Origin of the sequence: Streptomyces sp. NPDC056527 (assembly GCF_042794475.1) — a bacterium.
GTDB lineage: Bacteria > Actinomycetota > Actinomycetes > Streptomycetales > Streptomycetaceae > Streptomyces.
Genome location: NZ_JBHTTQ010000044.1, coordinates 13,627 through 27,600, shown reverse-complemented (window position 1 = coordinate 27,600; position 13,974 = coordinate 13,627). Strand labels below are relative to the sequence as shown.

Annotated in this window: 14 protein-coding genes; 4 read left to right on the top strand and 10 right to left on the bottom strand. The window is 71.6% G+C overall.

The window, feature by feature from the left end:
• The first annotated feature begins 50 nt into the window (after positions 1-50).
• Positions 51-887, top strand: a complete 837-nt coding sequence (locus ACFQ7Q_RS21430; protein WP_383557548.1) for a siderophore-interacting protein — start codon at positions 51-53, stop codon at positions 885-887.
• A 275-nt stretch (positions 888-1,162) separates the two neighbouring features.
• On the opposite strand, the gene ACFQ7Q_RS21425 is transcribed toward ACFQ7Q_RS21430, so the two are convergent.
• A complete protein-coding gene (locus tag ACFQ7Q_RS21425; RefSeq protein ID WP_383557546.1) occupies positions 1,163-1,795 on the bottom strand; it encodes a MerR family transcriptional regulator in 633 nt (210 codons plus the stop codon).
• Between the two features lie 177 nt (positions 1,796-1,972).
• Between ACFQ7Q_RS21425 and ACFQ7Q_RS21420 the strand changes: the two genes are divergently transcribed.
• The 3 genes from ACFQ7Q_RS21420 to ACFQ7Q_RS21410 are packed head-to-tail and all read left to right on the top strand — an operon-like array spanning position 1,973 to position 4,266.
• Entirely contained in the window at positions 1,973-2,875 is a 903-nt protein-coding gene (locus ACFQ7Q_RS21420; protein WP_383557627.1) for a hypothetical protein, read from the top strand.
• The gene (locus ACFQ7Q_RS21415) at positions 2,872-3,309 is read left to right on the top strand and encodes an ABA4-like family protein (protein WP_383557543.1); all 438 of its coding nucleotides are present in this window, start codon (positions 2,872-2,874) and stop codon (positions 3,307-3,309) included. The genes ACFQ7Q_RS21420 and ACFQ7Q_RS21415 overlap by 4 nt, the downstream gene beginning before the upstream one ends.
• Positions 3,310-3,318: 9 nt before the next feature.
• Positions 3,319-4,266, top strand: a complete 948-nt coding sequence (locus ACFQ7Q_RS21410) for an ADP-ribosylglycohydrolase family protein (RefSeq protein ID WP_383557541.1) — start codon at positions 3,319-3,321, stop codon at positions 4,264-4,266.
• Between the two features lie 12 nt (positions 4,267-4,278).
• Here ACFQ7Q_RS21410 and ACFQ7Q_RS21405 read toward each other — a convergent pair whose 3' ends face one another.
• The 9 genes from ACFQ7Q_RS21405 to ACFQ7Q_RS21365 form a co-directional block, all read right to left on the bottom strand.
• Positions 4,279-5,421 carry a winged helix DNA-binding domain-containing protein gene (locus ACFQ7Q_RS21405; RefSeq protein WP_383557539.1) on the bottom strand — a complete coding sequence of 381 codons (1,143 nt, stop codon included), beginning with the start codon at positions 5,419-5,421 and terminating at the stop codon, positions 4,279-4,281.
• Between the two features lie 14 nt (positions 5,422-5,435).
• Positions 5,436-6,821: a cytochrome P450 gene (locus tag ACFQ7Q_RS21400; RefSeq protein ID WP_383557536.1), complete on the bottom strand. Its 1,386-nt coding sequence runs from the start codon at positions 6,819-6,821 to the stop codon at positions 5,436-5,438.
• 214 nt (positions 6,822-7,035) lie between these two features.
• Complete coding sequence (locus ACFQ7Q_RS21395; RefSeq protein ID WP_383557533.1) at positions 7,036-9,864, bottom strand: DEAD/DEAH box helicase; 2,829 nt, start codon at positions 9,862-9,864, stop codon at positions 7,036-7,038.
• Between the two features lie 113 nt (positions 9,865-9,977).
• On the bottom strand, positions 9,978-10,868 hold the full coding sequence (locus tag ACFQ7Q_RS21390) for a diacylglycerol kinase (RefSeq protein ID WP_383557530.1): 891 nt from the start codon (positions 10,866-10,868) through the stop codon (positions 9,978-9,980).
• Positions 10,869-10,909: 41 nt separating this feature from the next.
• A complete protein-coding gene (tatC, locus tag ACFQ7Q_RS21385; protein ID WP_383557624.1) occupies positions 10,910-11,812 on the bottom strand; it encodes a twin-arginine translocase subunit TatC in 903 nt (300 codons plus the stop codon).
• A 104-nt stretch (positions 11,813-11,916) separates the two neighbouring features.
• Complete coding sequence (tatA, locus tag ACFQ7Q_RS21380; protein WP_383557527.1) at positions 11,917-12,204, bottom strand: Sec-independent protein translocase subunit TatA; 288 nt, start codon at positions 12,202-12,204, stop codon at positions 11,917-11,919.
• Between the two features lie 185 nt (positions 12,205-12,389).
• Positions 12,390-12,587 (bottom strand): hypothetical protein, encoded by a 198-nt coding sequence (locus tag ACFQ7Q_RS21375; protein WP_383557523.1) that lies wholly within the window; start codon positions 12,585-12,587, stop codon positions 12,390-12,392.
• Positions 12,588-12,634: 47 nt separating this feature from the next.
• A complete protein-coding gene (locus ACFQ7Q_RS21370) occupies positions 12,635-12,898 on the bottom strand; it encodes a hypothetical protein (RefSeq protein WP_383557521.1) in 264 nt (87 codons plus the stop codon).
• Positions 12,899-13,003: 105 nt separating this feature from the next.
• Complete coding sequence (locus ACFQ7Q_RS21365) at positions 13,004-13,960, bottom strand: helix-turn-helix transcriptional regulator (protein ID WP_383557518.1); 957 nt, start codon at positions 13,958-13,960, stop codon at positions 13,004-13,006.
• Between the last annotated feature and the right edge of the window lie 14 nt (positions 13,961-13,974).

Sequence of the window (13,974 nt, the reverse complement as noted above, 5' to 3'; positions counted from 1 at the left end):
GGGATGCTAGCTTAGGCATACCTAAGTTCGCTGAGTCAGGGGAGACCGTCGTGGCAGAGCAGCCGGCGCGCAAGGCACCGAAGGCCCACGAGGCGCAGGTGTTGCACACGGAGCGGATCACGCCGCACATGGTGCGGGTGGTGCTCGGCGGGAACGGCCTCGACGCGTTCGAGCTGGGTGAGCACACCGACCACTATGTGAAGCTGCTGTTCGCGCCGGAGGGCGTGAGCTATCCGGAGCCGTTCGACATGGAGCGGATCCGCGAGGAGTTCCCGCGCGACCAGTGGCCCACCACGCGGACGTACACGGTACGGAGCTGGGACCCGGTCCACCGCGAGCTGACCGTCGACTTCGTGGTCCACGGCGACGAGGGCCTGGCGGGGCCGTGGGCGGCGCGGGCGCAGGCGGGCGAGACGATGCGCTTCCTGGGCCCGGGCGGCGGTTACGCGCCGGACCAGGCGGCGGACTGGCACCTGCTGGTGGGCGACGAGAGCGCGCTGCCGGCGATCGCGGTGGCCCTGGAGCGGCTGCCCGAGGGGTCGACGGTACATGCGTTCCTGGAGGTCGCGGACGCGACGGAGGAGCAGAAGTTCGCGACGGCCGCGGGCGTCGAGGTGACGTGGCTCCACCGCGGCGACCGCCCGGCGGGCGAGGCGCTGCTGGACGCCGTGAAGGGCCTGGACTTCCCCGCGGGCGACGTCCACGCCTTCGTCCACGGCGAGGCGGGCTTCGTGAAGGACCTCCGCCGCCACCTCCGCCTGGAGCGCGAAGTCCCCCGCGAGCGCCTGTCGATCTCGGGCTACTGGCGCCAGGGCAAGACGGACGAGGCATGGCGCGCGATCAAGCGCGAATGGAATGACCAGGTGGAACGCGAACAGGAAAACTGACCCGGAACCCCGCGGGGCGTCGCCCGTTGCGAGCGCAGGCCCGCGGGGCGCCTCCCACCCGAACCGTTGTGGGCAATCGTCCCGCGGGGCGGGACGGGTGGGCACAACCCACGGGGGCGGCGCCCGTTCAAGGGCCGTTCAGCCCATGGGCCGGCGGCCCGCACCCGCGAGGCCCGGGCACGCCGGGGGCCGGGGCACCCCGAGGCGCACCCGCTCGCGAGGCGCGCGCACAGACCCGGGCCACCCCGAGGCGCGCGCACCCGCAAGGCTGACGGTCACTCCCCGGCGCCGAAGACCCGCACCGACGCGTCCACATGCGCCAGCCTCCGCAGCGCCCCGAACACCGCGTCCCCGAGCACCGTCCCCACCACCACGCTCTCCACCAGATCCTCCCGCTCCACGTTCCGCGCCACGTAGTCCAGATCCGCCCCCGCCACCCGCTCCGCCGCATCCGCGTACGCGTCGAGCACCTCCGCGAAGTCCGCGTGCCCCACCGTTTCCAGTGCCGTCAGGGCCACCGCGAGCGCGTCCGCCGCCGGGTTGCCCTCGTGCACGCGCCAGCCGCGCCGCTCGATCAGCTCCGCCACCGCCTTCCGGGCATCGACGACACCCTCCCCCGGCTCCTCGGTGTAGCGCGGCACCACCCGGTCCGCCGCCGCGCCGAGCAGCTTGTGCACCGAACGGTCCGGGTCCTCGACCGCCGCGATCACCTCACGGATCGCCGCGACCGAGAGTCCTCCGACGTCCAGCAGCGCCCGGACCAGGCGAAGGCGCCGCTCGTGCGTCTCGTCGTACGAAGCCTGGTTCGGGCTCGTCAACTGCCCGGCCGGCAACAGCCCTTCTCGTACGTAGTACTTGATCGTCGGCACGGACACCCCGGTCCTGCGGCTCAACTCTCCGATGCGCACTCTGCGTTCACCTTCCCGATCCTGCCCCGGCCTTGCCAGCCGATCCTCCCATCATAGATAGTGGCGCTATCAGATAGCGGCGAGTGCCACTATCCATGTCTCACGGGGGTACCCATGTCCTCAACTCTTCCGCGGGTCCGTGACCTGCACCGCCCGCTCGTCTGGTTCTCCGCCTCCATGGCGTTACTCGCCCTGGTCTCGATCGGCGGCCTGCTCTTCGACGACCGGATCCTGGTAGGCGTCCCGATCTGGACCAAGCCGTTCAAGTTCGCGGTCTCGTTCGTCGCGTACTGCATGACGCTCGCCTGGATGCTCACCCTGCTCCCCCGCGGCCGCCGCGTCGGCTGGTGGGCCGGCACCGTCCTGGCCGTGGCAAGCGCCGCCGAGATGGTGCTGATCACGCTCCAGGTGGTCCGTGGCAAGCAGAGCCACTTCAACAACGAGACCGCCTTCGACGCCGCCGTCTTCCAGGCGATGGGCCTCACGGTCGTCGTCCTGTGGCTGGCCGCCCTCGTCATCGCGATCCTGCTGCTGCGCGCCCGGATCCTGGACCGCGCCGCCGCCTGGGCCGTGCGCCTCGGCTCCCTGATCGCCCTCGCGGGGGCCGCGGTCGGCTTCCTGATGGTGCAGCCGACCCCCGAGCAGCTCGCGGCCGGCGACGACGCGGCGATCGTCGGGGCGCACAGCGTCGGCGTCCCGGACGGCGGCCCGGCCATGCCCGTCACCGGCTGGTCCACGACCGGCGGCGATCTGCGCATCGCCCACTTCTTCGGGATGCACGCCCTGCAGGTGATCCCGCTCCTGCTGCTCGCCCTGGTCGCGCTCGCCCCGCGGTTCGCCCGGCTGCGCGACGAGCGGGTGCGGCTGCGTCTGACGCTGGTCGTGTCCGGGACGTACGCGGCGGTGTTCGCCCTTCTCACCTGGCAGGCCTTGCGCGGTCAGGCGCTGCTGGATCCCGACGGCACGACGCTCGCCGCGGTCGGCGCGCTCGCGCTCGTCGGCTCGGTGGCGACGTGGGCGGCCCTACGGACCCCGGTCCGCGCCGAAACCGTGCTCACCGCCAAGGAGTTCACTTCATGACCGGCTTCCTCTTCGAGCTCTCCTTCTTCCTCGCCGCGCCCGTCTGGCTGCTGATGATCTTCGCACCGGGATGGCGGGGCACGGAGCGGCTCGCGGCCTCGCCCCTCACGGTCGTGCCGATCCTCGCGGTCTACCTCGCGCTGGCGCTCCCGGTCCTCCCCGAACTGTGGGCGGCCGTCAGCAGCCCCGACCTCGACACCTTCCGGGAACTCACCGCGCTGGCGAACGGCGCCGGGGCGATCTGGGCGCAGGTCATCGCCTGGGACCTGCTGCTCGGTCAGTGGATGTACCGCGAGGCGCGCGGGCTGGGCCTCTCGCCCCTGCTGATGGGCCCGTTGCTGATCCTGACGATCCTGCTGTCCCCCATCGGTCTGCTGATCTTCCTGGTCCTACGGGCGGTGAAAAGGCCGCGTCCCGTGCCGGGCGCCGCCTAGGCTGCCGGGATGCGATCGACAGAGCGTGCCATCGGCGCCGTACTCGGCTCCGCGGTGGGGGACGCGCTGGGTGCTCCCTTCGAGTTCCATCTGCCGGGCATCTTCCGGGAACGCTTCCCGGACGGCGTCGGGGAGATGTGCGGGGGCGGCGGCTGGGACCCGGGCGAGGCCACCGACGACACGCAGATGGCCGTCCTGGTCGGGGAGTCGCTCCTCGACCGGGACGGCCTCGACCTGCCGGACGTCTTCGACCGCTTCCACCGCTGGGCGGCCGCCGAACCGAAGGACATCGGCCTCCAGACCGACGCCGTCCTCACCAGCGGCGACCCGTGGGACACCGCTGCCGCGATCCACTTCCAGGTCAACGGCCGTGCGGCGGGCAACGGCTCCTTGATGCGGGCGTCCACGTCGGCGGTGTACTTCGCGACGGCGGGCCACGAGGCCACGATGGACGCCGCCCGCCGCATCGCGGCCCTCACCCACGGCGACGGCGCCGCGTGGGAGGGCACGGCGATCCTCCACGACCTCGTCCGTGTCGCCCTCCTCGGCGAGGACCCGCTCGCGGCCGTGCCCGCCACGCTCGCCGCCGTCGCCGCGCCGCACCGGGCTCGCTGGTCGACGGTCCTCGCCCCCGACTGGCAGCCGGACGACGCCACCGAGTTCAACGGCGCGGTCTGGCCGTGTCTGGGCTCCGCCGTCTGGGCGCTGCGGACGACCGACTCGTTCGAGTCGGCCGTCGCCGCGGCGATCGATCTGGGCGGCGACACGGACACCGTGGCAGCTGTCACCGGCACCCTCGCCGGCGCGGTGTACGGGCCGGCGGCCATCCCCGGCCGCTGGACGGCTCCCCTCCACGTCCCCCTGCCGGGGTTCGGCCGCCGTGTCCTGCACGCCGAGGACCTGCGGACCCTGGCTACCCTCCTGAGCTCCCCGCACCGCCGCCCGCCCCGGCTCTGACCGGGGCGCCCCTCACACCCCGGGCAGCAGCCGGGTCCCGGCGTTCGGCAGCTTGCTCCACCAGTGGCCGTAGCGGCGGTACACCTCCGGCTCGCGCTCGGAGAGGAAGGCCACCAGCGAGCGAGCCTCCTCCGCCAGTTCCTCCCAGACCCGGTCCGGCAGTTCGTGGAACGCGGTCGCCTCGATCCCTCCCCCCACCGGACGCCACACCCCGGCGACGTAGCCGTCGACGAGCAGCGTCGGCAGCACGTCCCCGTTTCTGCGGATCACCTCCGTGCGGTACTCGGGCGGTATGACCCGCCCACGGTCGGCGTAGGCCAGCAGGGTGCTGTCCCACATGGCCATCAGCCGTGCCGGCGCGGGCGTGTCCTCGTCCGGCCGCAGTGCGCCCGGCACGTCGAACAGCTCCTCGCCGTCCGGCCCTTCGCACCGCTCCAGCTCGTCGGCCAGCGCGCCGAGCGCCTTCCTGACCCTGGCCCGCGCGACCAGCCCGAACTGCGCCACGTCCGCCACCGATGCCGGCCCGAACCCCGCGAGGTAGCGCAGGACCAGCGTCCGCAGGGCCGCGTCCGACACCTCCGGCTCCGGCGCCGCCGGCGGATCGGGCGGAGCGACGTACGCGGGGCGCTCCCCGAACGACCACGGTGCCGTCGTGGGCGCATGCAGCAGCGGCGTGTAGTGCCGCAGCCCCCACCAGGCCCCGGACTTCGGCGCGGCCCCCACCCGTTGCTCGAGCCATGCCTCGTACTCCGCGTTGGTCCGGGGCCGGTCGGCGAAGGCCAGCAGTTCCGGAACGAGCGCGTCGGCGTCCGCAGGGGTCAGACCCGACGCCGTGAAACGGCCGCCGAGCCTCCCGGACCTCAGCAGCGGATGCACGGCCTCACGGAAGGGCCGGTAGTCGTCCGCGTGCACCGCGTGCAGGGTGATCCGCATCAGCGTCGACTTGACGACCGTCCCGTCGGCGAAAGCGCCGTCGAGGCCGGACGGGTCGAACGCGGCGGTCCTGTTCCACAGCGCGAGATACGGCGACGCCGGCTGCTGGGCCTGGAGCGCGACCACCCGCCGCACCGCTTCGGCCGCACCGATCTTCTCGCGCCGCAGCAGCAACTGCCGTGCCAACGTGGAGCGGTTGAGTCCCCGAGCCGTGATCTTCATACCGGAATCATTCCTCAGCCGCGGGTGCGGACCGTGGCGAGGACCTCCCGGTCCGGCTGGAGCGTCAGACTCGGTACGGGACGTATCTCCCCGGAGCCGAGGTCGAGGTCGAGACGGAACCGCCGGGCGAGGACGGCGAGGATCAGGACGGCCTCGACCATCGCGAACCGCGTTCCCAGGCAGACGCGCGGCCCTCCGCCGAAGGGGAACCAGGCGTACTCGGGTATGTCCTCGGCGGGTGTGTCCACCGTTCCCCAGCGTTCGGGACGGAACTCCTCGGGGTCGGTGAACCAGCGGCCGTCACGGTGGGTGGCCCATTGGCTGCTCCAGACCCGTGTCCCGGGAGGTATCGCCATTCCGCCGAGCGTCGCGCCCTCCTTGGCGATGCCGGTGAGGAGCCAGATGGTCGGGTAGAGCCGCAGGGTCTCCTTCACGACGGCCTGGGTGTAGGTCAGCTGCGCGTAGTCGTCGAAGCCTGGTTCGTGGTCGCCGAGGACCCGGTCCAGCTCTTCGGTGAGCGCCTCGCGCACGCGGGGGTTGTGGGAGAGCAGGTTCCATGCCCAGACGAGGGTCGAGCTCGTGGTCTCGTGTCCGCCGATGTAGAGCGTGACGGTCTCGTCGCGGATCTCCTGGTCGGAGAGGCGTGCGCCGGTCTCGTCCTGCGCGGCGAGGAGCCGGCTGAGCAGATCGGGTCGCTCGGTGTCGCCGTCGCGGTGACGGGCGACGACACGGGAGACCTCTGCGTCGATGACGGCTGTGGCGCGCTTGATGCGCGCGCGTCCCGGTGTCGGCACCCAGTCGGGCAGCAGAGCGCCGATGCCGCTGAACTCGGCGCCTATCTCCTTCTGCGCGATGTCCATCGCGCGGCCGATGGCTTCGGCGTCGGCGGCGGTGTCCACGCCGAAGATGGTGCGGACGGCGATGAGTTGGGTGAGGGCGGCCATCTCCTTCTTGATGTCGATGCGCTGTCCTTCGCTCCAGCGGTCGGCGAGGGCGATCGCGCACTCGGCCATGGTGGCGGCGTAGGACCGTACCTGCTTGGGCCGGACGGAGGGCTGGACGAGGGAGCGCTTGCGCCGCCAGTCGGCGCCCTTGGCGACGACCACTCCGTTGCCGAGGAGGGTGCGGAAGGCGATGCCGAGGTCGGGCTGGTCGAAGGTGCGCTCGATCTCGGTGAGGAGTTCGCCGATGGCGTCGGGGTGGGCGATGAAGAGGGCGGGGCCCTGTCCGAAGCGCCAGCTGACGAAGTCTCCGCGCTCACGCAGCCGCTCGAAGAAGGCGAGCGGGTCCTTGCCGAACTCCGGCAGGTTTCCGAGCAGCGGCACGCCCCGTGGCCCCGGCACGATCTTCTGTCCGCCGGCCGTGTCCTCAACGGCGGCCGAACCGGCTTGCGTGGTCACGTGGGTCCCCTCCCAGCGGTGTTGCCCGGTGTGTGAGTCCATGGAATCGGAGAGGCCTGACACTCCGCCACCCCTGTGGACAACGCCCCCGTGACGCCCCTGTGGACAACCCGGCCGCTGTCGGACGAATACCGCGACACCGAGCAGGAGGCGGCGAACGCCAAGGGGCCCGTGGCGTCAACCACGGGCCCCTGCAGGCGACTTCGGACGACCGTCAGCCCACCGAGCTGTAGGCGACGACGCCCCTCAGCAGCGACTCCACCGCCTTGCGCGCGTTCTTGGCGACGGTGCTGTTCTCCTTCGGCGCCGCGGCCGCGATCTGGCCGAGGACGTCGATGACCTGCTTGCACCATCGGACGAAGTCGCCGGCCGGCATCTCGGCCTCGCGCAGGACCTCGTCGAGCCCCTTGTCGGAGGCCCACTGGTAGGCGGCCCAGGCGAAGCCGAGGTCGGGTTCGCGCTGGCCGACCCCTTCCGTCTGGTTGATCTTGAATTCTTCCTCCAGGGCGTCGAGCCGCCCCCAGATCCGCACCATCTCGCCCAGCGCGGCCTTCGCGTTCCCCGCGGGGAGCTTCGGCGGCACGGCGTCGTCGGACTGCCGCGCCTCGTACACCAACGCGGAGACGCAGGCGGCCAGTTCGGGCGGGGTCAGCCCCTCCCAGACACCGTCGCGCAGGCATTCGCTGGCCAGCAGGTCGAGTTCGCCGTAGAGCCGGGCGAGCCGCTTGCCGTTGTCGGTGACGTCGTCGCCACGGAGATAGTCGAGCTCGGTGAGGAGCGCGACGATCCGGTCGAAGGTGCGGGCGATGGTGTTGGTGCGGCCCTCGATGCGCCGTTCCAGCTGCCGGGTGTCGCGCTGCAGCCGGTGGTAGCGCTCGGCCCAGCGGGCGTGGTCCTCGCGTTCGTCGCAGCCGTGGCAGGGGTGGGCGCGCAGCTCGGTGCGCAGCCGGTTGATCTCGCGGTCGTCGGCGGCGGCCGAGCGCTCCCTGCGGTGCCGCTCCGGGTTGAGGTGCCCGGCCTTGGTGCGCAGGGCGGAGGCGAGGTCCCGCCGGGACTGCGGGGAGCGCGGGTTGAAGGACTTGGGGATCCTCATCCGCTCCATGGCCTCGACCGGGATCGGGAAGTCGATCGAGGCCAGCCGCTTGACCTGCCGCTCGGCGGTGAGGACGAGCGGGCGGGGCCCGTCGTGGTGCTCGAAGCCGCGGTGGCCGTTGGTCCGCCCGGCGGGGATGCCGGGGTCGAGGACGAGGGCGAGACCGGCGAACTTGCCCGTGGGGACGTGGATGATGTCGCCGGGCTTGAGCTTCTCCAGGGAGGCGGCGGCCTGGGCACGGCGCTGTGCGGCGCCCTGCTTGGCCAAATCGGTCTCGCGGTCCTTGAGGTCGCGGCGCAGCCGCGCGTACTCCTCGAAGTCCCCGAGGTGGCAGGTCATGCCCTCCCGGTAGCCCTCCAGGCCCTCTTCGTTCTTCTGGACCTGGCGGGAGATGCCGACGACGGACCGGTCGGCCTGGAACTGCGCGAAGGAGGTCTCGAGCAGCTCGCGGGAGCGGTGGCGCCCGAACTGGTCGACCAGGTTGACGGCCATGTTGTACGACGGCTTGAAGCTGGAGCGCAGCGGGTACGTACGCGTGCCGGCGAGTCCGGCGAGGTGGCCGGGGTCGAGGCCGCGCTGCCACAGGACGACGGCGTGGCCCTCGACGTCGATGCCACGGCGCCCGGCGCGTCCGGTGAGCTGGGTGTACTCGCCGGGGGTGATGTCGGCGTGCTGCTCGCCGTTCCACTTGACGAGCTTCTCCAGGACCACCGAACGGGCGGGCATGTTGATGCCCAGCGCGAGGGTCTCCGTGGCGAAGACGGCCTTGACCAGGCCGCGCACGAAGAGCTCCTCGACGACTTCCTTGAACGTGGGCAGCATTCCGGCGTGGTGGGCGGCGATGCCGCGCTCCAGAGCTTCCAGCCACTCGTAGTACCCGAGGACATGGAGGTCTTCGGAGGGGATGGAGGCGGTGCGTGCCTCGACGATCTCGCGGACCCTGTGGCGGGCCTCGTCGTCGTTGAGCCGGAGGCCCGCGTACAGGCACTGCTGGACGGCGGCCTCGCAGCCGGCCCGGCTGAAGATGAAGGTGATGGCGGGCAGGAGCCCCTCGGCGTCGAGCCGTTCGATGACCTCGGGGCGTCCGGGCGTCCAGATGCGGGAGCGCTGGCGGCGCTCGCGCTCGCGGTCGGCCTCGCGGATCATCTTGCCGCGGCGGCGCTCGCGCGGGTTGTACGTACGGGAGTTCTCGGTGCGGGCCAGACGCAGCAGGTCGGGGTTGACCTCGCGGCGGGACGCGCCGCGGCCGCCGTGGTCGGTCTCCTCCTCGAAGAGGTCGTACATCCGGCGGCCGGCCAGCACGTGCTGCCAGAGCGGCACGGGGCGGCTCTCGGAGACGATGACCTCCGTGTCGCCTCGGACGGTGTCGAGCCAGTCCCCGAACTCCTCCGCGTTGGAGACGGTCGCGGAGAGTGAGACCAGCGTCACCGACTCGGGGAGGTGGATGATCACTTCCTCCCAGACGGCACCGCGGAAGCGGTCCGAGAGGTAGTGCACCTCGTCCATGACCACGTAGCCGAGGCCGCTGAGGGCCTGGGATCCCGCGTACAGCATGTTGCGGAGGACCTCGGTGGTCATGACGATGATCGGGGCGTCGCCGTTGACACTGTTGTCGCCGGTGAGCAGGCCGACCTTGCCGGGTCCGTACCGCTTGACGAGGTCGGCGTACTTCTGGTTCGACAGCGCCTTGATGGGTGTCGTGTAGAAGCACTTGCGCCCTTGGAGCAGGGCGAGGTGGACGGCGAACTCGCCGACGATGGTCTTGCCCGAGCCCGTGGGGGCTGCGACGAGCACGCCTTTGCCCGCCTCGAGGGCCTGGCAGGCCTCGATCTGGAAGGGGTCCAGACCGAACTCGTACATCTCGCGGAAGGGGGCCAGCGCCGTGGCCTGCTCGGCATTGCGGGCCCGGGCAGCTGCGTACGCTTCGGCTGGTGTGAGGTCCTCTGTCATCTTGCTGTCGAGCCTACCCGTCACCTCTGACACTGACGCGATCTTTAATGACGGACCGATTCCGCCCTCCGGCGGGCGGCCGGGCACGGCAGGGTGGATCCGCGGGAGGCCCTCTAGGGCGCCAGGACGCGCAACGCTCCGGGGACGCATTCGGCGGTCAGGGGCAGCGGTCCGAGCGGCTCGCCGTCGGCGTAGCCGGTGGTGCCGGGGGCGTCCAGGGTAACGGCGCGGACGCGGTGGACGGTGACCGCGGGGTGGTCGAGATGGGTGCCGCGGTAGACGCGGGGAAAGACCTTGATCAGGGTCGTACGGGAGCAGTCGCCGACGACCGTGACGTCGAGGAGGCCGTCGTCCACGCGCGCGTCGGGGCAGATCCGCATGCCCCCGCCGTACGAGGTGCCGTTCCCGACGGCTACGAGGGTGGCGTCGACCCGGCGCTCGGTGCCGTCGTCGAAGGTGAGGCGGTACGGGACGGGCCGGAAGGAGGCGAGCTCGGCCACGATGGCGAGGTCGTACTTGAAGCGGCCGGCCGGCAGCTTCATGCGGTTGCCGCGATCGTTGACGCGGGAGTCGAAGCCGGAGGCGAGGACGGTGCCGAACCACCGGTCGCCGACCCTGCCGAGGTCGATGTCGCGTCCGCCGCCGCCCTTGAGCAGCTCGGCGGCGAGCCGGCCGGCGGCCGCGGGCTCGCGCACGGGCAGGCCGAGGCTGCGGGCGAAGTCGTTTCCGGTGCCGACGGCGACCACGCCGAGCGGGGTCCGGGTGCCGGCGAGGGCCTGGAGGGCGAGCGAGATCATGCCGTCGCCGCCGACGGCGACGAGTGCGCCGGTTCCGCCGGTGACGGCGTCTCGGGCCCGCTTCAGGGCGTCGTCGGCGTCGACGCCGAGGACGGTACGGACGGAGAATCCGGCGTCCCTGAGAGCGTCGGCGGCCGGCTGCGCGGCGTGCGCGCCCCGGCCGCGTCCCGCGGTGGGATTGACGAGAAGGGTGATCTCGCTGGTCATGGGTGCCCCCCGGACGGAGTCTGGGGGGAGGACCCTACAGGTCAGGTGATGTCGTCGTAACTGCCGGGCCGGGGCGACCTGCCTCCGTCGGCCTCGCCGCCGGCCTGCTCGGGCAGGGCGCGGGCGGCTCCGACGGGCTCGACGGCTTCGACGCCCTCCGGGGTGAGGTCGAGGCTGGATGCCTCGTCGTCGTCGAGTTCGGCGTCGGGGTTGTTGCGGGCCCGCCGTCGGTCGTTGACGAGCGAGAAGCCGACGGCTCCGAAGTACAGGATGGTGATCGGTCCGGCCAGGGCGATCATTCCGACGGGGTCGGTGGTGGGGGTGATGACGGCGCCGAAGACGAAGACGCCCATGATCACGCCGCGCCACCAGCCGGCCATGCGGCGACCGGTGAGGACTCCGGTGAGGTTCAGCATCACGAGGACGAGCGGGAGCTCGAAGGCGAGGCCGAAGACGAGCACCATGCGCAGGGTGAAGTCGAGGACGTCACCGAGGGAGAGGATGTTCGCCGATCCGCCGGGCGTGAGGCTGATGAGGACCTTCACGCTGATGGGGAGGATGAGGTACGCGAGGTAGGCGCCGGCGGTGAACAGCGGCACCGCGGCGCCGACGAAGGCGTAGGTGTACTTCTTCTCGCTCTTGTGCAGGCCGGGCGCGATGAAGGCCCAGAGCTGGTACAGCCAGATCGGGCTGGCGACGACGAGGCCGGTCACGAGGCTGACCTGGATCGTCGTGCTGAACGGCGCGATCAGCGTGTTGAAGGAGACGATCGCGCAGTTTCCACCGTCGCTCGTGACGTTGGGTCCGCACTTGGGCACGGACTTCGTCAGGAACTGCATGAGCTCCTCGCTGTACACGAGGGCCACGACGGTGACCGCGGCGATGGCCAGCAGGCCCTTCGCCATACGGTTGCGAAGTTCGCGCAGGTGCTCCACGAGGGGCATCCGGCCCTCGGGGTCCTTCTCCTGCTTGCGGGCAGACTTGAGCAACCCACGTCCTCATCTCGTGCGGCAGCCGCCGCTCGGTGCGGCGGCCGCGGCGGACCGGGTCAGCGCTTGGTGGTGTCCGACGGCTCGGTGACGGGACGCGAGCTGGTCACGTCGCCGGGCGCGGCCTGGATGGTGCGCGGGGCGGCGGCCTGGTCCGGGGTGCCGGGGGTCGGCGGGTCGGCAGGGGCGCTCTGCTGGTCGTCCGACTTCATCGCCTTGGCCTCGCTCTTGAGGATGCGGGCGGACTTGCCCAGCGAACGGGCCATGTCGGGGAGCTTCTTGGCGCCGAACAGCAGGATGATGACGACGAGGATGAGAATGATCTCGGTGGGGCCGAGCCTACCCATAGCTGTTTACCTTCTTCACCGAGGCGACATGGTGTGCGTGCCCGGCGGGTCGGACATGCGTCCGGCCACCGCGCTGTCTGCGATCGTAACCCGCAGGAGTAAACGCAGGGCAATGCCTGTGCATACTCCCGATTGCGGCCCACGCATCCCCTTCCGGGCCGCTCCGGGCAGCCTACGGCACGGGCTCAGCGCAGCGCCTCGCCGGTTCGGGCCAGCTGTCCCGCGGCATTCTCGAGGTCCTCGGCGGCGCGGTTGATGCGCTCGGTGGTCCGTGCCACTTGACGGCCGAGCCGCTGGGCCTCGATGAAGACCTTGATGCCGAGGACGCCGAGGACGGCGATGCCGAGGAATCCGAGTGCGATGGCGAGCATGGGCCAGAACATGTGCCGAGCCTAGACGTTGCGGGGTGGTGGGAGCGTCGGACGGGGCGTCAGACGGTGGAGTGCAGACGCAGGGTACGGACGCCGCCGCCGGTGAGGAGTTCGACGATCCGTTCGCCGGCGGGCTTGCGGACCGAGCTGCCGCACTCCGGGCAGGTGAAGGAGTAGAAGGTGGTCCGGCGGCTGGCGCCGATCGCGAGGCGCAGCGCGCTCGCGGAGAGTTCGAACCGGGCACGGCAGTCGGGGCAGGCCGCTTTGAAGAAGACCGGTGCGATTGACGCCGTCATTCCGTGCATCACGGACATTTCCCTCATCCCTCTCGGTTCCCGCGCTCTCGCGAATCCATCGGCTCCACAGGCAACAGCGTCGACTCGGCGGGGAATGTCACATTCCCCTTGAGCCGCTCCCGACCCGCCGAGTCACTCCTGGCCGTCGTAGGCAGCGAGGGCGGCCGTGGCCGCCTCCCGGGCGCTGTCGGCGAGGTCCTGGGGCGAGACGATCCGTCCGTCGCTGCCGAGCCGCAGTGCGAGGCGCCGCAACGAGGCGGGGGCGGGCGTCCGCAGAGTGATGCGCAGTCCCCCGTCGGGCAGCTCGTCGGCCCGGTCGTGCGGGTAGTACTCGGCGACCCAGCGGCCGCCGGGGCCCACCTCGACCACGACCTCCGGGTCCTCGGCGGACGGCTGGACCAGCCCCTCCGACAGGTCCCGCAGCTCGATCTCGGGGGGAGCGGACTGCTCGTCGAGGATCCGGATCTCGGCGACCCGGTCGAGCCGGAAGGTGCGGCGCGCCTCGGAGAGCCGGCACCACGCCTCCATGTACGTGTGGCCGACGGCGAAGAGCCGGATCGGATCCACCTCGCGCTCGGTCAGCTCGTCACGGGCGGGCGAGTAGTAGCGCACCCAGAGCCGACGGCGCTCCGAGATCGCCCGGTCCACCTCGGCGAAGACACCGCCCTCGGACTCGAAGGTGACCGAGAGCCGGGAACTGGCCCCGGCCGCCTCACCGGCCGCCGTCTCCAGCTTGGCGGTGGCGCGCAGCAGCGCCTCGCGGTCGCTCTCCCGCAGACCGGGCAGCGTGGACACGGCGCGCGCCGCGACCAGCAGGGCCGTCGCCTCGTCGGCCGCGAGCCGCAGCGGCTCGGCGACATCGTCCGGGTTGTGCCACCAGATGCGGTCGCCGTCGGTGTCGATGTCCAGGAGATCGCCGCCGCGGAAGCTCGTGCCGCACATGGGCAGCACATCGAGGTCGGAGATCAGCTCGTCCTCGGTGATCCCGAAGGCGCGGGCGACGTCGGCGACATGCGCGCCGGGCCGTTCCCGGAGATAGGTGACGAGGGAGAGCATCCGCCTCGTCTGGTCGATCGCGTTCGCAGCCATGCTGTACGTCTCCC

Coding starts and splice junctions, on each gene's coding strand:
- ACFQ7Q_RS21395 (WP_383557533.1), bottom strand. CDS start 9,864: ATGACAGAGGACCTCACACCAGCCGAAGCGTACGCAGCTGCCCGGGCC.
- ACFQ7Q_RS21405 (WP_383557539.1), bottom strand. CDS start 5,421: ATGAAGATCACGGCTCGGGGACTCAACCGCTCCACGTTGGCACGGCAG.
- ACFQ7Q_RS21415 (WP_383557543.1), top strand. CDS start 2,872: ATGACCGGCTTCCTCTTCGAGCTCTCCTTCTTCCTCGCCGCGCCCGTC.
- ACFQ7Q_RS21375 (WP_383557523.1), bottom strand. CDS start 12,587: ATGTTCTGGCCCATGCTCGCCATCGCACTCGGATTCCTCGGCATCGCC.
- ACFQ7Q_RS21420 (WP_383557627.1), top strand. CDS start 1,973: ATGGCGTTACTCGCCCTGGTCTCGATCGGCGGCCTGCTCTTCGACGAC.
- ACFQ7Q_RS21410 (WP_383557541.1), top strand. CDS start 3,319: ATGCGATCGACAGAGCGTGCCATCGGCGCCGTACTCGGCTCCGCGGTG.
- tatC (WP_383557624.1), bottom strand. CDS start 11,812: ATGCCCCTCGTGGAGCACCTGCGCGAACTTCGCAACCGTATGGCGAAG.
- ACFQ7Q_RS21390 (WP_383557530.1), bottom strand. CDS start 10,868: ATGACCAGCGAGATCACCCTTCTCGTCAATCCCACCGCGGGACGCGGC.
- tatA (WP_383557527.1), bottom strand. CDS start 12,204: ATGGGTAGGCTCGGCCCCACCGAGATCATTCTCATCCTCGTCGTCATC.
- ACFQ7Q_RS21370 (WP_383557521.1), bottom strand. CDS start 12,898: ATGAGGGAAATGTCCGTGATGCACGGAATGACGGCGTCAATCGCACCG.
- ACFQ7Q_RS21365 (WP_383557518.1), bottom strand. CDS start 13,960: ATGGCTGCGAACGCGATCGACCAGACGAGGCGGATGCTCTCCCTCGTC.